The organism is Pseudomonas cedrina subsp. cedrina (assembly GCF_001983175.1).
Taxonomy (GTDB): Bacteria; Pseudomonadota; Gammaproteobacteria; order Pseudomonadales; family Pseudomonadaceae; genus Aquipseudomonas; species Aquipseudomonas cedrina.
The window spans coordinates 1-20,774 of the sequence record NZ_MNPW01000004.1 but is presented as its reverse complement, the minus strand read 5'-3'; the positions used below and the strand labels follow the sequence as shown (position 1 = coordinate 20,774).

Sequence of the window (20,774 nt, the reverse complement as noted above, 5' to 3'; positions counted from 1 at the left end):
ATCCAACGGAGAAAGCGCCCGTGCAGCAGGCAGATAATCTCGGTGCCATCCTTGGCATCGACCACGGTTTTTGTTCGATCAATGATCCGCTGCGCCCGGCAGAGGTGTTCATCTGCAAACAGGTGCACAGCGCTTCGGTGATTAAATGGCAAGCGGGCCTGCAGCCCAATACGGTACAAGCGGATGGGGTGTTTACGAGTGAGCATCAGCCAATCGCGGTGATCACCGCCGATTGTTTGCCCATACTTATTGCGTCGCAAAACGGCGAGAAGGTAGCCGCTGTGCATGGCGGTTGGAAGGGCTTGCAGGCGGGGATAATCGCCAATGCCGTCAAGCGCTTTACCGATGCAGGCATTGCCACGGACCAGTTGCGAGTAGCGGTCGGGCCGTCGATCAAGCCATGCTGCTATGAAGTCAGCGCAGAGTTTGTTGCCCGGCTCCAGGCGGACCAGGGTCACTTGTGGCGCGATGGCCCAGCGCCGTGGACCACTGCGCAACCGACGCCGCTGCTGTCACCCGAAATAGCACCGCCCCATGCCAGGCAAGAAGGAAGTGCGTGGTTCGATTTGAGCGGGTATGGGGTGATGTTGCTGCAGGCGGCGGGCCTTCGGCGGGAGCAGATCGAGGTGAGTGAAATGTGTACTTACTGCACTTCACCAGCGTTTGCCAGCTACCGTCGCAGGACGCATCACCCGGAAGAAATGAAGACGCTGATCTATTCGTGGATTGCGCTCAGCCCTTGATAAACACGCGGTCTCCCGTAGTGAGCGGGCTCGCCCCGCGCTGGGTGGCGAAGCCGCCCCGTTAAGCCACCGCCGACCTCCAGGTAGAGCCGGGTCGCCTGGTTGGGGCGGCTACGCCACCCAGCGCGGGGCAAGCCCGCTCACTACCATGCACGGTCAGCGATTCGCTACCAGGTGTGCACCGAAGAGCATGTAGCAACTCCCGGCAAAACGGTCGAGCCACTTGCGCGAGCGGCTATAGAAATCGGCCATGCGCTCGCTGGAAAACACCAGGGCCACGCAGGAATACCAACTGAACGACAAGGTAGCCATGGTGATCACCGCCAGGGTCAGCAGCATCGGCGACGGTGATGGCGGCATGGTGGAGGCGAAGATGGTGGCAACAAACAGAGCCGCCTTGGGGTTGGAGAGGTTACCCAGCAGGCCCAGGCGCCAGGCGGAAAACAGCGAGCGCCGGGGTTGGTCCGGCAGCACACTCTGGCCCATGGCCGGCGCCGAGCGCTTGAACAGCCTCAGCCCAAGGTAAATCAGGTAGCAGCCGCCGATGATCTTGAACGCCAGGTACAACATCGGTGCCGCGGTAAACAGCGACTTGATGCCCAGGCCGCCCGCCAGCCCCCACATGACTGTACCGGTGGCCACACCCGCCGACGCCACCACACCATGGCGGCGCGAACAGCTCGCGGCCAATTGCGCCGTATTGAAAAAGTTGGGGCCGGGCGTCACTACCGCCACCGTCCACAGCAAAGCCAGCGAAACCAGGGGCGCCACGTAGGCGGGGTCGAAAAAATCCATGGCAGGCAGCTCCATCAGCACAAGACACGAAAGGCGATCATAGGCTTGGTACCCGCCCTGCACAATCGTACAAGACCCTCGAAGACAAGGGCTGCAGACTGGGTTAACGTGTTTCCATCTCCATTTTTGTGACAAGTCGCCATGGGCAACCCCACCGCCACCCTTGACTGGCTGCACCGCGCCCCGCATGCCAGCGGCCTGGACCGGATCGAGGCGTACTTTGCCGGCTTCGCCTTCGATCCGCACCGACATGACACTTACGCCATCGGGCGCACACTTACGGGCGTGCAGAGTTTTCATTATCGCGGCGCCATGATCCACAGTCTGCCCGGCACCACCATGGTGCTGCACCCCGATGAAACCCATGACGGTCACGCCGGCAGCGACGAAGGCTTCAAATACCGGATGATTTACGTGGAGCCGTCGCTGATCCAGCAGATCCTTGGCGGCAAGCCGTTGCCGTTTATCCCCAATGGCCTATCCACTGACCCCAGGCTGTTCCGCGCAAGCGAAGTGCTGCTGCAAAACCTGGATAATCCCCTCGACCCGTTGCAGGAGCAGGACGCACTGTTCGACCTGGCCCACGCGCTGAGCAACGTTTCGGGGGGCATCGTCAGCCGCAAGACCTTCGACTACGTTGCCGCCGAGCGCGCCCGGGAATTCATCCACGGCGCCCTGGGTCGCAGCATCACCCTGGATGAAATGGCCGACCACGCCGGCCGCGACCGCTGGGCCCTGTCGCGGGATTTTCGCGTGCTGTTCGGCACCAGCCCCTATCGCTACCTGACCATGCGCCGGCTGGACCTGGTGCGCAGCCTGCTGGCTCAGGGTCAATCGCTGGTTGATGCGGCGTTGACCGCTGGCTTCACCGACCAGAGCCATATGACCCGGCAATTTCGCAGTACTTATGGCATGCCGCCTTCGCGTTGGGTGAAGATGCTCGGGCGTTGACAAAACCGCTGGGAGGGGAACGTCAGTGTGGAAGCTGATGCCCATCAATCGGTTGGCCAATTGTGAGGAAATGCCCGCCCGCCACATGGTGCAAGGTGCGCCGTTGATCATGGCCTTCGAAGTGCCAACGGCCTTCGCTGAATACACGTTCGTCGGCATACGCCGCGACCACTTCGCCCAGGAACAGATCGTAGGTCTGCTGGGTATGAGGCTCGGGCAACAGACGACACTCCAGCCAGGCCACGCAACCTTCCAGCAAGGGCGCCTCGGTATGTTCACCGATGAACGTCTGTAAGCCGTATGCAGCGAACTTGTCGGTTTCGGCACCGGTGGTATTACCCAGCGTCTGCACCAGATCCGCCTGTGCCGCACAGGGCACCTGAAGCACGAATGTGCCGGCGCCTTCCAGCAATTGGCGCGTCCAGGTGGCCTTGTCCAACACCACGGCGACTTTCGGCGGTTCGAAGTCCAGCGGCATCGCCCAGGCGGCCGCCATGATGTTGCGCCGGCCGTTGTGGGCGGCGCTCACCAGCACGGTCGGGCCGTGGTTGAGCAAGCGGTAGGCCTTGGACAGCGGAACGGGGCGACGGTGATGGGCTGGGATCATGGCTAAAAAGGCTCCGCAGAAAAATAAATCCTACGATACTCGATGACTCCGGCGCGCGTCGCGAGAGTATCGGAGCATGGCGGGGTCCGGTACGTTGCTGCTTTGTACTTCTTACTCAACGCTCAGATATTTAACGTGTGGCGCTTGCCAAACAACGCCACGCTCAGCACCCCCACCGCCCCCATCACCCCGCAATAAATCACGCAGATCCACGGGCTGGTCGGCATCAGTGCAATCAACAGCAGCGGTGTGGTGCTGGCCCATAGTGCGTAGGCGATGTTGTAGGTGAAGGAGATTCCCGACACGCGCACCTGCGCCGGAAACAATCCGACCATCACCGAAGGCACCGCGCCCACCACGCCGCAACCGAGCCCGGCCAAGGCATACGCCGCGCCCAGCCATACGCCGCCGCTGATGAGGCTGGCGTACAGAACCGCAATCCCCATCGGCAGCAACAGGCTGTATACGAGTACCGCGCGCCAGGCGCCGATGCGGTCGACCAGCAACCCGGCGAGTACGCAGCCGATATTCAGGAACACGATGCCCAAGGCACTCAGGGCGAAAGTGTGGCTGGGGCTCATGCCGAAGGTTTTCTGCATCATGGTGGGGGTAATGACGACCAGCACCACCACGGCCGAGGTGAGTACGCAGGTGAGGATCATCGCCGGCAGCAACACGGCGCGGTGGTCACGCAATACGGTGCGCAACGGCAGCTCGGCGGCTGCCTGGCGACGGGCCTGCATGTCGAGGAATACCGGGGTTTCGCTGAGCCAGCGTCGCAGCCATACGCCGATCACGCCAAACACACCGCCCAGCAGAAACGGAAAGCGCCAGGCGTAGTCGAGGATTTCGGCGGGCGTAAAGACTTGCGCCAGCAAGGTGGCAGTGAGGGCGCCGAGCAGGTAGCCGAACGTCAGGCCGGCTTGCAGGAAGCCCAGGGCGTAACCGCGATGATGGGCAGGAGCGTGTTCGGCAACGAAGGTCCAGGCGCTGGGCACTTCTCCACCCACTGCCGCGCCTTGCAGCACGCGCAGCGCCAGCAGGATCAGCGGCGCGAAATAGCCGATGTGCGCGTAGGTGGGCATGATCCCGATCAACAGGCAGGGCAACGCCATCATCAGGATGCTCAGGCTGAACACACGCTTGCGTCCCAGGTGATCGGCGAAATGCGCCATCAGGATGCCGCCCAGCGGACGCGCCAGGTAGCCGGTGACGAAGATGCCGAAGCTTTGCAGCAGGCGCAGCCACTCGGGCATTTCGGGCGGGAAGAACAGTTGGCTCAGGGTCAGCGCGAAAAACACGAAGATAATGAAGTCGTAGATTTCCAGGGCACCGCCCAGGGCGGCCAGGCCCAGGGTTTTGTAGTCGGAGCGGGAAAAACGCTGCGCCTGTGAGGAAAGGGTGGCAGTCATGTGGAGGCTCGGCAGACAAACAAAATGGCGTGCAGGTTATGAGCTGAGACAAGTGATGGCAATCACGACAGATATATTTGTTTTCCTCATGGATCGATGAAGATAACTGCATTCCCATATCAAGGGCGGTAGCGGAACATGCCGTGAAACTGCCAACACCATAATAAAGACAAGAGGAAAGACTCGTGGCCGATGCTATCGAAGAAAGCCGCTATGCCCGATTTGCCCTGCGCTGCTCCAACTTCGCCGAACGCTGGTTTCCAGACTCCTGGGTGTTTGCCGCCCTCGCCGTGATCATTGTCGCCGTGGCGACCCTGGGCATGGGCGCCGCACCCGCCGAGGCGGCCAAGGCCTTTGGCGACGGGTTCTGGAGCCTGATCCCCTTCACCATGCAGATGGCGTTTGTGGTGATCGGTGGTTATGTGGTCGCCAGCTCGCCGCCAGCGGTAAAGCTGATTGATCGCCTGGCGCGTATCCCGAAGAACGGCCGCTCGGCCGTGGCCTGGGTGGCGCTGATCTCCATGGTCGCGTCCTTGCTGAACTGGGGCCTGTCCCTGGTGTTCGGCGGCTTGCTGGTGCGGGCGCTGGCGCGTCGTACTGATTTGCGCATGGATTACCGCGCTGCCGGTGCCGCGGCCTATCTGGGGCTGGGTGCGGTGTGGGCATTGGGGCTGTCGTCGTCGGCCGCGCAGTTGCAGGCCAACCCCGCCAGCCTGCCGCCGTCGATCCTGTCGATTACAGGCGTGATCCCGTTCACTGACACCATTTTCCTGTGGCAATCCGGCGTGCTGTTGCTGGCGCTGATCGTGGTGTCGCTGATCATCGCCTACGCCACCGCGCCCGGCCCGAACAGCGCGCGCGACGCCAAGGCCTGTGGGGTCGATCCGGCGTTCAACCTGCCCAAGATACAAGCGCCGACCCGGCCGGGCGAATGGCTGGAACACAGCCCGCTGCTGACCATCCTGCTGGCTTGCCTGGCGGCCGGTTGGCTGTTCCATGAGTTCTCGACCAAGCCGGCGATCAGCGCGATCTCGGGGCTGAACACCTATAACTTCCTGTTCATCATGGTGGGTGCCCTGCTGCACTGGCGCCCGCGCAGCTTCCTCGACGCCGTCGCCCGAGCGGTACCAACCACCACCGGCGTGCTGATCCAGTTCCCGCTCTACGGGTCGATCGCTGCGCTGATGACCGTGGTCAAGGGCGGCGACGGCCAGACCCTGGCCCACCACATTTCGACCTTCTTCACCTCCATCGCCTCTCACGACACCTACGCACTGCTGATGGGCGTGTACTCGGCGGTGCTGGGTTTCTTTATCCCCTCGGGCGGTGGCAAATGGATCATCGAAGCGCCTTATGTGATGCAAGTCGCCAATGACCTGCAATACCACCTGGGCTGGGCGGTGCAGATCTACAACGCGGCCGAGGCGCTGCCGAACCTGATCAACCCGTTCTATATGCTGCCGCTGCTGGGGGTATTGGGCTTGAAGGCGCGGGACTTGATCGGGTTTTCGTTCGTGCAGTTGCTGGTGCATACGCCGCTGGTGTTGTTCCTGTTGTGGGCGTTGGGGACGACGTTGAAGTATTTGCCGCCGGTGATGCCGTAGCGCTTCCACATTTTTGACCTGCGCATCCACTGGGCTGTCTTCGATCCGTCACATTCCATTGCTACCGTCCTGCGAAACATCTTGCAACAACTCGCCAGGGACTCCCCGCAATGAGTGACGATCACGAAGACCGCCCTTCCTCCGATGCCGCGGCCCAACCGCCGGTAGACACCAGTCGCCGGCGTTTCCTGGGGGGCGCCGCGGTATTGGGGGTCGGCGCAACTTTGAGCGCCTGCGGCAATACCAGCGAAACGCCCGGCAAACCGGACGCGCGGCCGCTTACCCCGCAAGAACTGGACAAGGCTTTGCGCGACCAGGTGAAAACCGTGGTGGTGATCTACGCCGAGAATCGCAGCTTCAACAATCTGTTCGCCGATTTCCCCGGCGTGGAGAAACCGCTGTCTGCACTGTCCCCCGCCGACGCACAGCAACGCGACCGTGACGCCAGCGTACTGAACACCCTGCCGCCTGTCTGGGGTGGGGTGTTGCAAGTCGGCCCGCAGACGGTGGACGGGGTGACCTATGCCAGTGGAGCGCAATTCCAGGAAAACCTGCCCAACGCACCGTTCGCCCTCAAGGGCCCCAACGCCGAAGACCTGCCCCTGAGCCTGGTCACCCGCGACTTGTGGCACGTGTTCTATCAGAACCAGATGCAGATCAATGGCGGCAAGAACGACAGTTTTGTTGCGTGGGCGGACTCCGGCGGCCTGGTGATGGGCCATTACGCCCAGAGTCGTTATTCCCTGCGCCTGTGGGACGTGGCCAAGGAGTTCGTGCTCTGCGACAACTTCTTCCAGGGGGCCTTTGGTGGCTCGTTCCTCAATCACCAGTACCTGATCAGCGCTACCGCGCCGGTTTATCCGAATGCCGCTCAATCGGTGGCCAAAGCGCAGATCGCCACGCTGCAAAGCGATGACCCCAACGACCCGCGCCTCAAACCGCTGGACACGTCCCCGGCCAGCGCAATGACGGGGCCGCCGCAGTTCGGCCCCAGCGCCCTGACGCCGGATGGCTACGCGGTGAACACCCTGGCTCCGCCCTACTGGCCGACCTGGATTCGCGACCCGCAAAACCCGGACTACTCCAAACCGGACCTGCCCAACGTGCTGGTGCCGCAGACCCACGAACACATCGGCGACAAATTGTCGAAAAACAACGTCGACTGGGCGTGGTACGCCGGCGCATGGCAAGCGACACTGGACCAATTCAAGGATTCGGGCGGCATTCCGAAAATTCCGAACTTCCAGTATCACCACCAGCCGTTCAACTACTTCAAGCAACAGGGCCCGCAGAACCGCGCCGAGCGCGACAAGCGCCTGCGCGATGGCGGCTTGGGTGATGAGGCCGTTACCAACACATTCTTTGCCGACGCCCAGGCCGGCAAGTTGCCCGCCGTCACCTTCTACAAGCCCCAGGGCAACCTGAACATGCATGCGGGCTATGCCGACGTCGCCTCGGGCGACCGTCATATCGTGCGGGCCTTGAAGGTGCTGCAAGAAAGCCCGCAGTGGCCAAACATGGTGGTGGTGGTGACCGTCGATGAAAACGGCGGCTGGTGGGACCACGTCGCACCGCCCAAAGGTGACCGGTGGGGCCCGGGCACGCGGGTTCCGGCGCTGGTGGTGTCGCCGTTCGCGCGCAAAGGCACGGTGGACCATACGGTGTATGACACGGCTTCAATCCTGCGTCTGATCACCCGCGTATTCCAGCTGGAAACCCTGGACGGCCTCAAGCAGCGGGATGACGCGATGATCGCCCGCGGCCAGAAACCCATGGGCGACTTGAGCAACGCCTTGCAGTTCAGCCTGTAGGTTTGCTTATCCAATAACGACATGCCTGATGATTTATAACGCGCCGTTGCTGGTCAGCCGCTACTGTGTGGAGGTGGGCTTTCACCCCGCGCAGACGGGCTTTCGCTGACAAGGAAACAACCAATGTTCAAACCGACCAGGCTGTGTTGCACCCTGGCCGCACTGATGGCGAGTGCGGTCGTACAGGCCGATATCGAGGTACCGCTGGGGAGCACGCAGCGTGTAACCCAACTGTTCGCCTACCCTAATAACTGCAATGTGATCTGCTTTCGGCCATGGACGCTGGAACAGACTGTCGAGCATTATCTGAACCAGAGCCTGCAACGGGACGGGTACAGCCGAGCGAAAGTCAGCGTCAAGACTCAGGACGGCAAGGTATCAGCGACCTTCAGCGGTGTACCCGACAGTTACGGCCAGCCCCTGACCCGATTGCTCGATACCGCCGACCTGGCCTATCAAGGCGCCAGCCGGCTCAACAGCGACGGCAAATGGGCCTATAACTGGTACCTGTTCCTGCCGCTGGGCATGGCCCTGGAAAATCGCAAAAGCATCGAGTTGCTGCATTTCCCGCCCGATTATTCACTGACCCAAGCGCAGGATTACCTGGAGTCGGCCACCACCGACCGCTGGGCAACCCTGCTCGCGGATAATGGCGTGCCTGCCACTGAAACCCCGGCTTACCAGACCATCATCGATATCGCGCCCATCGCCGCGCCGTCCAACGCGGGCAAGGACCTGGAAACCGTCTACAGCTACTTCACCGATTACCAGACGCGCATGGTCCAGGAGCTGAGCCTGTCCGACAAAGGGGCGTTGCCGATGGTGGCCTTTGGCGCGCCGGCGCGCAGTTGGATCAAGCAACAGTACGGGCAGACGGTGGGTGTATTGAGCCTGGCGCAGATCAGCCCGACAACGGGCAAAACCGTGTCAGTGCTGGGGGCGAACCACCCGAGCTACATCTGGTATGCCGCAAGCCCCGATACCTACGAGGGCAACGAGCAGAAAGCCGACGAGGCCGGCTTGAAGGTGATGGGCCAGGATTTGAGCGCCGCCTGCTGGCAGGCCGGGATGGGGCAAAAACCCGAGAGCGACCCGAATGTAACGCTCAAGGCGTGCATGAACACCTGGCAGGTCACGCGCAAGGAGCAGACGTGCGAGTTGTTCTATACCTCGGTGCGCAACCTGCCCCCAGGAGAGGCAAATGCCAAATGCGCCACGCCTGCGATCAAGACCCAGTTGAAACAACTGAAGAACCCTGCTCCCATTCCAGCCACGGCGATCCCGGCGCTGTAGCGGCAGGGGCTGCGCTTGCTGGAACACAAGCGCAGCCGCGTCGGCTCTTAGACTTCACCCAACGGACGCAGGCGATACTGCGGCGGCAACTGCTCGAAACCACTGATGGTGGTGTTCAAGCTCTTCCAGCGCCCATCCTTGATGCCGTAGATGCAGCCGTGGATCGACAGGCTCTGCCCACGGTGCCAGGCGTTTTGCACAATGCTGGTGTGGCCGACATTGGCGACCTGCTGGATCACGTTCAACTCGCACATGCGGTCGACGCGTTCTTCTTCGGTCGGCAGCTGAGCCAGTACGTCACGGTTTTCGTAATAGAGGTCGCGGATGGTGCGCAGCCAGCCGTCGATCAGGCCGAACTGACGGTCCTGCATCGAAGCCCGCACGCCGCCGCAGCCATAGTGGCCGGTGACAAGGATGTGCTTGACCTTGAGCACGTCCACCGCGTACTGGATCACCGAGAGGCAATTGAGGTCGGTGTGCAGCACCACGTTGGCCACGTTGCGGTGCACGAACAGATCACCCGGCAGCATGCCGACAATCTCGTTGGCCGGTACGCGGGCGTCGGAGCAGCCGATCCACAGGTATTCCGGGGTTTGCTGGCGGGCGAGCTTGGCGAAGAATTCGGGATCTTCCTGTTTGATCGCGTCCGCCCAGCGTTCATTGTTATCAAGCAGGTCTTGTAATTCGTTCATCAGGGAAAGCCTCAGGAATGATGCGCAGTTTTGTGACTGACAACCCCTCGTCCGGGTCACGCCGAGCTGCAATTAGCTTGAATCTTTAAGGCGCCACAACGGTCCACACACTATAAGCCCCACAGTATGAGGATTGGCCATGACTGAATCACGACGTCCCTACGGTGCTACGCAGCCCGAACCGATCGATGACAACGAAGATCGCATGGGTTCGATGCGCGAGCTGGATTTTGACCAAGAGGACCAGACGGCGGAGATCGGCGATGAGATCCCGCCGGGTGAGCGCGAGCAGCTGATGCCCGACGAGCGGGTGCGCGAAGCCGGGATGACCGGCGCGTCGGTCGCCGACCATGAATCGACTGACGATGACATGAGCCCCGAGACGCTGATCCACGACGACGGCGCGCGCGATGCACGGGAAGAAGGGGAAGACGGTCCGGCGGATTACGATCTAAGCGTTGTAGATGAAGATGACATTGGCGGCGGGAATGGATTGGATGAGGCCGAGCTGGCTGACCTGGATCCTGTAAACGGTAACCGCTGACACACCGCAGAACTCATTGTAAAAGGGCCCCTGTGGGAGCTGGCTTGCCTGCGATTGCATCACCTCGGTCTCACTGAAACACCGAGGTGCCTGCATCGCGGGCAAGCCCGGCTCCCACAGGTACTGGGGTGTCCAAGGGTTTTATATGCTTAATCAACAAGGGTGCAGGCCATGACAACCGCATCTTCGCGGCCACCCACGGCCGGATAATAGTCGCGACGACGGCCAATTTCGTTGAAACCATAACGTTCGTACAAACGGAACGCCCCGGTATTGCTGTCACGCACTTCCAGGAAGCATTCCCGCGCATTCGCAGCATAAGCGCGGGACATCAAATGCTCCAACAGCGCCAGGCCAAGCCCCCTGCCCTGGTTTTCCGGCTTCACGGTGATGTTCAGCAAATGCGCTTCATCGAGAATGATCTGCACCACGCCGTGCCCCACCTGCTGCTCGCCTTCGAACATCAGCCAGATCTGATATTTGCCCAACCCGTCGAGAAAGATCCCACGGGTCCACGGGTGGCTGAACGCCGCGTATTCGATTTTCAGCACGGCGTCGAGGTCGGCCTCGGTCATCGGGCGGAAGGATAAAGCCTCACTCATCGGTTGTTTTCCAGCGCGCCATCAGCCGGCGCATGGCTTGCCAGACATCAGCCTTACGCTGTGGCTCTTCCATTAATAATTCCAGGCCCGGCAGGGCCCATACCGAGCCCAGGCCTTCGACCTGCAGCTCGCGGTACCAGGCTTCGGCATTCGCTTGGCCGGCAAACCGCACGGCGGGCAGGCCGATCAGCCACAGGCACACGCAAGGTTCGTCTTCCAGGCGCGCCGACACAAAGCCTTGCACAAAATCACGCGCAGCTTCCGGGCCCTGGTCCATGGTGCCGCGCACCAGCAATGGCCAGCGCACTGGGTCACCGACGATTTGCGGGCTGTCGGGCAAGCCGGCGGCGCGCAGCATGTCCTTGAGCAGCATGTAGGCGGGGTCGCGGGTCTGGAAACGTTCGCCGGTGGGCAATTCAACCAGCAGCAGGCAGCGCCCGGCGCGCAGCAATTGCAGGGCGAAACGCGGTGGCGGCACCACCGGGGCCTTGACCACGGGGGCAACCTCTTCGACCACCACGGCTTTGGTCACCGGCGATGGGCGCGGGACTTCGACCCTGGCCCGCTCGACCACAGGGCGCGACTCGGGCACAGGCTTGACCACCGCGACCGGCGCGGCCGCTTCCTCGCCCGACACCTCGAACGCCTCATCGGGCTCAAGCGCCTGCAACAGCTCGGGCCGCGACGGCGCGGCAAACGGCAGTTCGGTGCGGGGCAGCCAGTTGACCACCTGCATGGCGGTCAAGTAAGCGCGACGTCGGGACTCGGTAAGCACAGCTCGGCCACTTGCGGATAACTAAAGAGCGGGGATTCTACCGCTGTTCGGCAACAATCGCCCACTGCACACTGACCGGCTGTGGATAAATCCCGCGCTCGATGCAGTACAATCGCGATTTTTAATCGCCAACCAGCCGGCCATCCCCATGATCGAACCCAAGCGCGTCCTGCGCGCCCTCGCCGAACACTGGGCCTTGCTCGAGCCACTGTGCGAACACTTCGACCAAGGCACCCTGAGCCTTGGCGAACTGCGCGCGCAACTGGCCGCCCAACAATTGGACAGCACGCCACAGGACATCACCAGCCTGCTGGACGTGTGGATTCGCTTGGACATTCTGGTGCCTGTCGCCAAGAGCCCGAACCGTTTCGAGCTCAACGCACAGATCCACGACTTCCTGGCTTACCTTCGCAAGGAGCACCGGCTTGGCCTGTGCCTGGAGATCGAAGCCTACCTGCGCCACCTCGAGCGCCTGGCCGGTTATATCCAGGATGCCTTCGATATCCGCGATGGCCACGACCTGGCCCGCCAACTGCGCCTACTGGATATGCGCGTGCGCGACGTGCTGAAAAAACTCGCCAACGACGAACAGGCCCTCGCCGCCGTGGCCGACCGCGCCAAGACCAGCGACCGCCAGATCCCGTTGCGCCAGCGCTACGCCGAAGTATTGGCGACCTGGGACGAATACGTCGAACCGATGATCCAACTGGTTAATGCCGACGGCGCCTTCGAGCAAGGCGTGCGCAAGGTCGAGAATGTGCTGCTGCGCATGCTCACCGAGCAACAACGCCTCGGCCACCTGGTGGATGACGACATGCTGCTGCGCACCCACGCGCGCATCCTCGAAATGCAGACCAGCGCCCAGTTGACCTTGCGTCATGCGCGCGAGCTGTTGTTGCCGTTGCGCGAAGAAGCACGCCGGCACAACGCCGTGACCCGCGGCGCGGCGCTGGCCCTGTCGGCTATCCGCCGCAAAGGCCTGGACGCGGTGCCGCAAGCGGCGATGCCGATGTTCACCCGGCCGCAAAGCACCTTCCTCGGCAGCGCGAGCCAGGTGGAAGCCTACGTGTATGCCCTGGCGAATTTCGAGCCGAAACCGGCGCGTTTCCCCAAGGCGCACAAATCCCACAAGGGTGAAGCCCAACGTGCGCCGCGAACGGTCAAGGAAATGCTCGAACGCTGCGAAGACGCGCTGCCGATGCCGGACCTGATGACCTGGCTGCTGGAGCAGGAACCGGACGGCGCCACCGACGAATTGCTGTACTGGTTCTCGCGCCTCTCGCGCGAAAAACGCTTCAAGCGCGAACGCCTGGAACGCCGCGATTACCACACCCACGAGCATCAGGTCAGCCTGCGCTCATTCGCCCTGCTCCCGGCCAGCACCGACGCCGCCGAGAATACTGCGAGCATCCCCTATGCATCTTGATCTATCCGAACTGTCCCAGCTGGCGCCGATCTTTCGCGAGCTGTTCAAGGGTTACCACGTCAGCCGCCGCGACCCGGAGCTGTACGCGCAGCTCTCAAACTTCCAGGACCAGTACCGCACGCTGTTCAAGGCCCTGGGCTTTGAACTGGTGTGCGATACCCGTGGCTTCTATTACTTCGTGCCGGACTCCGCGATTGCCAGCGCGCAGGTGAACAAGACCGCCCAGCGCCTGGCGTTGTTCACCTTCATTCTGGTTGAGCACCTGGCCGACCAGGGCCGCGACCCGATCGCCGTGCTTGACGGCGGCAGCCTCGGCCGCGATGAGCTGCCGTCCCTGCTGGAGAAGTACCGCGACCTGTTCATCCAGGCCGAGGTGCAGACCCAGGAAGAGCTCGAAGAAAAAATCATGCGCCGTATGACTCAGCTGGGTTTCGCCAGCGAAGACAACGGCATCTACCGCTTCCTGCCGCCGATGCACCGTTTCCTCGATGTGTGCCTGTCGGTGCAGCAGGACCGCGACCTGGCCGCCAGCGTACACAGCGTATTGCCATTGCCTGCGCCGGTGATCATCGATGAAGACAGCGATGAGAAATTGCTCAAGACCGATGATCCGCTCGATCTGAGTGACTTTGCGGACGAAAGCGAAGAAGACGCCATGGCCCGCGCCATTGCCGAAGAACAGGAGACCGACGCATGAGCAAGGAACGCTACGGCATCCGCCGCTTCGCCCTATTGAACACCGCCGGCTACAGCCTGGGTTTGTTCCCGCTGGAAGAACCGCTGTCGGTGTATGGCGCCAACAACCTGGGTAAATCCGCGTCGATCAACGCCTTGCAGTTCCCGATCCTGGCGCGCATGTCGGACATGAGTTTCGGCAAGTACACCCTGGAGCAATCCCGGCGCTTCTACTTTGCGACCGACACCAGCTACATCCTGGTGGAAGTTTCGCTGCCTCACGGCCCGCATGTCATCGGCGTGGTCGGGCGCGGCCCGGGCGGTGGTTTCGGTCACCAGTTCTTTGCCTATGCCGGCAAGCTGGACCTGGCCCATTACCAGAAAAACGACACGTGCCTGCGCCAGAAAGAGCTGTTCACCAACCTTGAACGCGAAGGCCTCAAAGCCTACGAACTCAAGCCTGATGAACTGCGGCGCTTGCTGGTGGGCGGCCACACGTCGATCCCGCTGGACCTGACGCTGATTCCGCTGCGCTCTACCAGCGAACAAAGCCTGAAGACCTTCCGCGCGCTGTTTATCAACTTGCTGCACATGCGCGAAATCACCGCGGCCAAGCTCAAGCAATTGTTCCTGGACGCGTTTGAACACAGCCTGCGTTCCGGCAGTGTTGATTACATCGCCGCGTGCGAAGAAGCCTTCCGCGATGTACGACGCATGGAGCAGGACTACAACTCGCTGGTGGCCGCCGGGCCTTTGGTCGAGGCGCTCGCAAACGGCGTGAAACAACGCGATATCTTGCGCGGCAAGCTGCATCGCCTGTCACCGCTGCTGGATTCGCTGCTGGGCACCTGGTCGGACTACGCCAGTGCGCGCAAGGAAGAACTGACGATCCAGGCCGAGCACTATCGCAACGAGCAGGACGCGCTGCAGAACGACCAGCGCGGCGGTACCCAGGAGCTGATGCGTCTGGAGCGCGAGATCAGCGGCATCCAGCGTTGGCTGGGCGAGCTGTCGGTGCTCAAGCATCGCTTCGCCTTGGTCGATGATGTGAAGGTGCTGGAGCAGCAACTGCTGGCGGCCAAGGATGCCCACGATGAGCTGGCCGGTGCCCTGGCGCAATCCCGGCAGTTCAGCGCCGAGGACCTCGACGAGCGTCTGCGCGACCTGGAAAAACGCCTGAAATCGGTCAAGCAGCAGCTCGATCATGCCGACAACAACAGCTACGCCAAGCTGCGGGAAGAGTTCTCACAGCCGGACGTCGAGCGTCTGATGCGTCTGTTCAACAGTTCGTTGTTCAGCCTGCCGTTGGGCGCACAGGGCATTACGCTGGACGAGGAAGGCCAGTGGGTAAAATCCCTGGAACTGATCCTCGATGGCTTCAAGGGCGAGCGTTTTGAAGTGCCGGGGCTGTCCATCGATCTCTCGCATATCGAACCGCCGGCATTGCAGGCGCTGGCCGATCGCGCGGCGTTGCGTGACCAGAAAGAGCGCCTGGAAAAAGAGCTCAAGCAACTCAAGACTCAGCAGGCCGTAGCCTCCGACCGCGCCGCGAGCAAGACCCAGACCGAAGCGCTGTACCAGCAGGTACTCGACGCGCAGAAGGCTTTGGAAGACTTCCGCCGCGCACAAACCCTGAGTGCCGAAGAAGGCGAGAAACTGGAAAACCTGGCGCAGATGGAAGCGGCGCAGGATGAGTTGAAGCGTTCCAGCGATGCCTTCACCGAGCGTGTTCAACAACTGTCGGCCAAGCTGCAATTGGTTGGCCGTCAGATTGCCGATATGGAAGCCAAGCAACGTACGCTGGATGACGCGCTGCGCCGTCGTCAGCTATTGCCGGCGGACTTGCCGTTTGGCACACCGTTCATGGACCCGGTCGACGATTCCATGGACAACCTGCTGCCGTTGCTCAACGACTATCAGGACAGCTGGCAAGGTTTGCTGCGCGCCGATGGCCAGATCGAAGCACTGTATGCGCAGGTGCGCCTCAAGGGCGTGGCCAAGTTCGACAGCGAGGACGACGTCGAACGGCGCTTGCAGTTGCTGATCAATGCCTATGCGCACCGTACCGATGAAGCGTTGACGCTGGGCAAGGCACGTCGCGCGGCGGTCACCGATATTGCGCGCACCCTGCGCAATATCCGCAGCGACTACGACAGCCTCGAGCACCAGTTGGCGTTGTTCAACCGCGAGATCAACAAGCGTCAGGTATCGAACCTGCAAAGCTTTCGCATCGTACTGGCGCCGAACAAGGAAGCCCTCAAGCATATCGACCAGATCATCCACAGTGCCGGTCAGTATGAAGAAGGCGAGACCTTGTCGGTGTTCGACCTCAGCCAGAGCGCCGAGCAGGACAACAAGAACGAAGAGGCCAAGGAATACCTGGCGCGCCTGGTAGCGGCCAACCACAACCAGTTGGGTCTCAAGGATCTGTTCGAGCTGGCCTTCGAGATCACCAAGGTGCATGGCCAGCCGGTGATTCATACCGACATCGATGGTGCCGCGTCCAATGGCACCACCATGACCATCAAGGCGCTGACCAACATGTACTTGTTGCTGCACTTGATGGACCGCGACCAGGCCGGGCGCGTGCGTTTGCCGTACTACCTCGATGAGGCGGCGGACATCGATGAGAAGAACCAGGCGGCGTTGCTGGAAACCAGTCTGCAGTTGGGCTTTGTGCCGATCCTGGCAAGCGTGAAGCCACAGGTATCTGCCCAGGTGGCGATCGACCTGGAAGGCGGCAGCGGGCCGAACGGGATTTATATCGATGAGGCGGATTGGAAGTATATTCGTCGTCACGATGGGGTGAAGGCCACGGTGAACGTGCAGGCGGGCGAGCCGGAGTTGGATGAGGTCTGATTTGGTCTGCTGAAATGCGAAAGGCCGCGATCTTATGGATCGCGGCCTTTTTTGCAGGCTTGGGACTTGTGGTGATATTGAGGGCCTCATCGCGGGCAAGCCCGGCTCCCACAGTTGGAATGCGTTGTCAGAAACACGCATGCCCACTGTGGGAGCTGGGCTTGCCCGCGATGGCCGCGCCTCGGGCTATTTTCCGAGTGAGATTTTAGGCGCCCAGGTCAGCCATTCCTCTTCAAACTTGTCGAACAGCGGGAAAGTTTGCTGGGGCCGGGCGGCATTGCCCATGCGCTCGCCGTCGGGCGTGGCGAAGGCGATGCCACCGGCAACCAATGTTTCCAGGGACTCGGTACGCACCGTCGCGCCTTTGAACAGACCGAAGTCGAGGCCAAAGCCGCTGGTGTTCCAGAAGCGGCTGCCGCTGCGCACCAACGGCGCGTACTTGGGCTCGATCAGGATGTGGATCAATACGCGGTCGGCGGTCTGGCCCAGCTCGTAGCCGGTCACTTTGCCCACGGTGACTTCACGATAGGTGACGGGTACGCCTTCCTTCAACGAGCCACGGCGTGCGGCGCTGAGGGTCAGGCGCAGGCCTGCTTCCTGGCGGACGGCCTCAGGGGGCTGATCCAGCGCAACGAAGCTCTTCTGCGGGCCGGCGCTTTTGGCGGCCGGTTGCACTTCGATGTATTGCCCGGTGACCAGGGTTTCCAGATTGGAGGTTTTCATCAGGCCCAGCTCAGGCTTGACCACCCAGAATTGACTGCCAACGCGTGCAATACGATCGGCTACCTGGGTGATACGTGCGCTGAGCAGCACCGACTGCATGTCGGCACTGAGGTCGACGCGTTCAATCTTGCCCACGTCCAGGCCTTTGAAACGCACCGGCGTGCCAGGACGCATGCCGTCGGCGCGGTCGACTTTGATGGTCACCAAGGTGCCGTGCTGGTTGGCGGCTTCGCGGTCGGCAAACAGGCGGAAACGCGGGATGCGCTTTTTCAGCGGGACGTTTGGCTCAGGCGTTTCAAAGGCGATACCGCCGGCCATCAGACTCGCCAGGGATTCACTCTTTACCTGGATACCGCCGGTGAGGCCGCCGGTCAGGGTCACGCCGCTGGCGTTCCAGAAGCGCGTCGAGCCGTTGACCAGATTTTCGTACTCCTTCTCGATGTGGACGCCGATTACCAATTGCTTGTTCTTGCGCGAAAACTGGTAACTCTGTACCGAGCCGACCTTGACCTGCTTGTAGAGGATGGGGCTGCCAACGTCCAGGGAACCGAGGTTATCGGTGAGCAGCACCATGTGCAGGCCTGGGGAGCGCAGGTCCAGGGGCGGCGCCTTGGCGCGGGCGACGTACTCGCGTTGTGGAGCCGTGCCTTTGTCGCCGGGACGAATGGCGATGTAGTTACCCTTGACCAAGGCTTCGAGCCCGGTGATGCCGGCCAGGGAAATAGACGGTTTGACTACCCAGAATTGAGTGTCCTGGACCAGGTAATCCTCGGCCAGCGGATCAAGGGTAAGCTCTGCGTTGGCGCTGGAAAGGTCGGGGTTGATCTTCAGGGTTTTCAGGCTGCCGACCTGAATGCCTTTGTACATCACAGGCGTGCGGCCGGCCTGCAGGCCCTCGAAGTCGGTAAGTTTGACCTTGACCCGGATACCCGCCGCGGCTGCGTCAAAATCTTCGTACAGGCGGAAAGGCAGGCTCGGATCGGTCGGCGGACTGTCCTTGCGGTTCTCCGGCGTGGCGAACGCGATGCCGCCGGCGACGATGCTGGAGAGTGATTCGCTACGCACTTTCACGCCGGAGAGGTTGGCGTCGATGCTGATGCCGCTGGCGTTCCAGAAACGCGTGTGTTTGCGCACCAGGCTGGCGTAGGTTGGTTCGATATAGAGCTTGATCTCGACGGTGCTCTGGTCTTCGGAGAGCAGGTAGCTTTTAACCTGGCCCACCTGGATCTGCTTGTAGAACACCGGGCTGCCACGGTTGAGCGAACCAAGGCGGTCAGCCTTGACGGTCAGGTGCAATCCGGGCTTGGCGTCGGACAACGGTGGCTCTTCGGAGAGCGCCTTGAACTTGCGCGTGGGTTCACCGTCGCCGGGGCTGGCGGCGATGTAGTTACCCGATACCAGGGTTTCCAGGCCGGTGATACCCGCAAGGGTGACGCTCGGCTTGACCAGCCAGAAGCGCGTGTTGGTCCTGAGGTATTGCTCGACGTCCTTGTCCATTTCGATGGTGGCGATGACTCCGCGGTTGTTACCTTCGTCATCCAGGGCCAGGGCCTTGACCTTGCCCACCGGCATGCCTTTGTAGACCACTTCGGTCTTGTTGACCTGGATGCCTTCACCGCTCTCAAAGCGCACTTGAATATCGATGCCCTGCTGGGAATAGGCGCGCCACCCCAGCCACCCGCCAATGATCAGGGCAATCAGGGGCAACACCCAAATGGCCGACCAATTGGAGGCTGGGCGGGTTTTAGCTCTAGGCAAATCACTCATGGTCGTCGTCCGACTCCGTATTATCCCAAATCAGTCGGGGATCAAAAGTTACTGCGGCGAGCATCGTCAGGATCACCACACTGGCGAACGCCGCAGCGCCGAGATTGGCCTCGACACTGGCAAGTCGCCCAAAGTTAACAACCGCCACCAGGATAGCGATCACGAAGATATCCAGCATGGACCAGCGGCCGATGAATTCGATAAAGCGGTACATCACAATGCGTTGTTGCGCCGACAGCGGTTGGTGACGCTGCACCGAGAACAGTAGCAGCCCGATGCCCACCAGCTTGAACGTCGGCACCAGGATACTGGCGATGAACACCACGGCTGCGATGGGGAACATGCCGTGCTGAACCAGTTGGATCACACCCGCCATGATGGTACTGGGCTCCCCTTGCCCCAGTGAGTTGACGGTCATGATCGGCAGCAGGTTGGCGGGAATGTACAAGATGGCTGCGGTGATCAGCAGCGCCCAGGTGCGGGTGAGGCTGTTGGGGCGACGGGCATGGATCAGCGCGCCACATCGGGTGCAGGTCTGCTCATCGCTATCGGTGTCTTGTTTGTTCAATTCGTGACATTCGGTACAAACCAGAATGCCTGCATCAATCGCCCGCATGATCATCCTCTCCTGACAGCGCTTGCCAGATCTGGTGCGGCGACATCACCACCTCAAGTAGAACCTGAACCATCAGCAGACTGACAAAGCAGACCAGGCCCAGGCCGATTGTGATGGAGGCCATGTCGGCGAGTTTTACAATCGCCACCAATACGCCCATCAGGTACACCTCCAACATCCCCCAATCTTTCATGTGATGGTAGATGCGGTATAGCAGCAGTCCATAACTGCGCCCGATGTTCCAACGGATGCTGAGCAACACAACCAGTTGGCACAGCAGCTTGAGCAATGGAATGCCCATACTGCACAGGAACACCACGGCTGCAACACCCTGCATGCCGGTATCGAACAGACCGACTACGCCGGTCCATACGGTGTCTTCGGAGGACTGCCCGAGCAAGTTCAGCTGCATGATGGGCAGAAAATTCGCAGGGATGTACAACAGCAATGCGGCCAACACCAAGGCGAGGCTTCGCTCAACGACATTATGACGGTGTGCGTAAAGTTCGTAGCCGCAACGCGGGCATTGAGCTTTTTCGCCAAGGGCGAGCACTGGTTTGCGCATCAGCAAGTCGCACTCATGGCATGCCATCAGGTCGTCCAGTGCTAAATCCGACACCTCAAGGGCATCAACCGGATCGGGCATAAGTAGGGCTCGGGCTCTAAAAAAGATTAGGTGCGTATTCTAGTGGTCTGGTTCAGAAATAACTGTGCAGATTTGTTGGGCACGTTGGGTTGATTGAATTTCCGATCGCCCAAAACAAAACCCCATCTGCTTTCGCAAATGGGGTTTCGGAATTTAATCTTGACGATGACCTACTCTCACATGGGGAAACCCCACACTACCATCGGCGATGCATCGTTTCACTACTGAGTTCG

18 protein-coding genes and 1 rRNA gene are annotated in these 20,774 nt (G+C 61.2%); 9 read left to right on the top strand and 10 right to left on the bottom strand.

What is annotated here, in order from left to right:
- Positions 1-20 precede the first annotated feature (20 nt).
- Positions 21-743 (top strand): peptidoglycan editing factor PgeF, encoded by a 723-nt coding sequence (pgeF, locus tag BLL36_RS08555; RefSeq protein ID WP_076951033.1) that lies wholly within the window; start codon positions 21-23, stop codon positions 741-743.
- A 156-nt stretch (positions 744-899) separates the two neighbouring features.
- Here pgeF and BLL36_RS08550 read toward each other — a convergent pair whose 3' ends face one another.
- Positions 900-1,538 carry a LysE family transporter gene (locus BLL36_RS08550; RefSeq protein ID WP_076951032.1) on the bottom strand — a complete coding sequence of 213 codons (639 nt, stop codon included), beginning with the start codon at positions 1,536-1,538 and terminating at the stop codon, positions 900-902.
- A gap of 141 nt (positions 1,539-1,679) precedes the next feature.
- On the opposite strand from BLL36_RS08550, the gene BLL36_RS08545 reads away from it, so the two are divergent.
- Entirely contained in the window at positions 1,680-2,489 is an 810-nt protein-coding gene (locus tag BLL36_RS08545; RefSeq protein WP_076951031.1) for an AraC family transcriptional regulator, read from the top strand.
- Between the two features lie 22 nt (positions 2,490-2,511).
- Here the strand turns inward: BLL36_RS08545 and BLL36_RS08540 are convergent, their stop codons facing one another.
- Together BLL36_RS08540 and BLL36_RS08535 are read right to left on the bottom strand one after the other, a co-directional pair.
- Positions 2,512-3,096: a flavin reductase family protein gene (locus tag BLL36_RS08540; protein WP_076951030.1), complete on the bottom strand. Its 585-nt coding sequence runs from the start codon at positions 3,094-3,096 to the stop codon at positions 2,512-2,514.
- A 122-nt stretch (positions 3,097-3,218) separates the two neighbouring features.
- A complete protein-coding gene (locus BLL36_RS08535) occupies positions 3,219-4,508 on the bottom strand; it encodes an MFS transporter (protein ID WP_076951029.1) in 1,290 nt (429 codons plus the stop codon).
- Positions 4,509-4,693: 185 nt separating this feature from the next.
- On the opposite strand from BLL36_RS08535, the gene BLL36_RS08530 reads away from it, so the two are divergent.
- The 3 genes from BLL36_RS08530 to BLL36_RS08520 all read left to right on the top strand — a co-directional run bounded on the left by BLL36_RS08530 (position 4,694) and on the right by BLL36_RS08520 (position 9,216).
- Entirely contained in the window at positions 4,694-6,112 is a 1,419-nt protein-coding gene (locus BLL36_RS08530; RefSeq protein ID WP_076951028.1) for a short-chain fatty acid transporter, read from the top strand.
- Between the two features lie 110 nt (positions 6,113-6,222).
- Positions 6,223-7,923 (top strand): acid phosphatase, encoded by a 1,701-nt coding sequence (gene acpA, locus BLL36_RS08525; RefSeq protein ID WP_076951027.1) that lies wholly within the window; start codon positions 6,223-6,225, stop codon positions 7,921-7,923.
- Positions 7,924-8,046: 123 nt separating this feature from the next.
- Positions 8,047-9,216 carry a hypothetical protein gene (locus BLL36_RS08520; protein WP_076951026.1) on the top strand — a complete coding sequence of 390 codons (1,170 nt, stop codon included), beginning with the start codon at positions 8,047-8,049 and terminating at the stop codon, positions 9,214-9,216.
- 47 nt (positions 9,217-9,263) lie between these two features.
- Here BLL36_RS08520 and can read toward each other — a convergent pair whose 3' ends face one another.
- On the bottom strand, positions 9,264-9,908 hold the full coding sequence (can, locus tag BLL36_RS08515; protein WP_053134092.1) for a carbonate dehydratase: 645 nt from the start codon (positions 9,906-9,908) through the stop codon (positions 9,264-9,266).
- Between the two features lie 139 nt (positions 9,909-10,047).
- Here can and BLL36_RS08510 point away from each other — a divergent pair, with 139 nt between their 5' ends.
- Positions 10,048-10,452, top strand: coding sequence for a serine kinase/phosphatase (locus BLL36_RS08510; RefSeq protein ID WP_076951025.1), 405 nt, complete (start codon positions 10,048-10,050; stop codon positions 10,450-10,452).
- A 149-nt stretch (positions 10,453-10,601) separates the two neighbouring features.
- On the opposite strand, the gene rimI is transcribed toward BLL36_RS08510, so the two are convergent.
- Both rimI and BLL36_RS08500 read right to left on the bottom strand, forming a co-directional pair.
- The gene (gene rimI / locus BLL36_RS08505) at positions 10,602-11,054 is read right to left on the bottom strand and encodes a ribosomal protein S18-alanine N-acetyltransferase (RefSeq protein ID WP_003188286.1); all 453 of its coding nucleotides are present in this window, start codon (positions 11,052-11,054) and stop codon (positions 10,602-10,604) included.
- Positions 11,047-11,790 carry an energy transducer TonB gene (locus tag BLL36_RS08500; RefSeq protein ID WP_076951024.1) on the bottom strand — a complete coding sequence of 248 codons (744 nt, stop codon included), beginning with the start codon at positions 11,788-11,790 and terminating at the stop codon, positions 11,047-11,049. Before BLL36_RS08500 ends, rimI begins: the two co-directional genes overlap by 8 nt.
- Before the next feature lie 187 nt (positions 11,791-11,977).
- Between BLL36_RS08500 and mksB the strand changes: the two genes are divergently transcribed.
- From mksB to mksF, 3 genes are read left to right on the top strand one after another with little or no spacing between them, the layout of a single operon-like run.
- Positions 11,978-13,255 (top strand): Mks condensin complex protein MksB, encoded by a 1,278-nt coding sequence (gene mksB / locus BLL36_RS08495; RefSeq protein ID WP_076951023.1) that lies wholly within the window; start codon positions 11,978-11,980, stop codon positions 13,253-13,255.
- A complete protein-coding gene (mksE, locus tag BLL36_RS08490; protein ID WP_076951022.1) occupies positions 13,245-13,952 on the top strand; it encodes an Mks condensin complex protein MksE in 708 nt (235 codons plus the stop codon). The genes mksB and mksE overlap by 11 nt, the downstream gene beginning before the upstream one ends.
- Positions 13,949-16,789 carry an Mks condensin complex protein MksF gene (mksF, locus tag BLL36_RS08485; RefSeq protein WP_076951021.1) on the top strand — a complete coding sequence of 947 codons (2,841 nt, stop codon included), beginning with the start codon at positions 13,949-13,951 and terminating at the stop codon, positions 16,787-16,789. Before mksE ends, mksF begins: the two co-directional genes overlap by 4 nt.
- 186 nt (positions 16,790-16,975) lie before the next feature.
- Here the strand turns inward: mksF and BLL36_RS08480 are convergent, their stop codons facing one another.
- The 4 genes from BLL36_RS08480 to rrf form a co-directional block, all read right to left on the bottom strand.
- Complete coding sequence (locus BLL36_RS08480) at positions 16,976-19,279, bottom strand: PqiB family protein (RefSeq protein WP_076951020.1); 2,304 nt, start codon at positions 19,277-19,279, stop codon at positions 16,976-16,978.
- On the bottom strand, positions 19,272-19,895 hold the full coding sequence (locus BLL36_RS08475) for a paraquat-inducible protein A (protein ID WP_076951019.1): 624 nt from the start codon (positions 19,893-19,895) through the stop codon (positions 19,272-19,274). The genes BLL36_RS08480 and BLL36_RS08475 overlap by 8 nt, the downstream gene beginning before the upstream one ends.
- Positions 19,882-20,541: a paraquat-inducible protein A gene (locus BLL36_RS08470; RefSeq protein ID WP_076951018.1), complete on the bottom strand. Its 660-nt coding sequence runs from the start codon at positions 20,539-20,541 to the stop codon at positions 19,882-19,884. Before BLL36_RS08470 ends, BLL36_RS08475 begins: the two co-directional genes overlap by 14 nt.
- Positions 20,542-20,698: 157 nt before the next feature.
- Positions 20,699-20,774, bottom strand: a 5S ribosomal RNA gene (gene rrf / locus BLL36_RS31965); the annotation flags it as partial.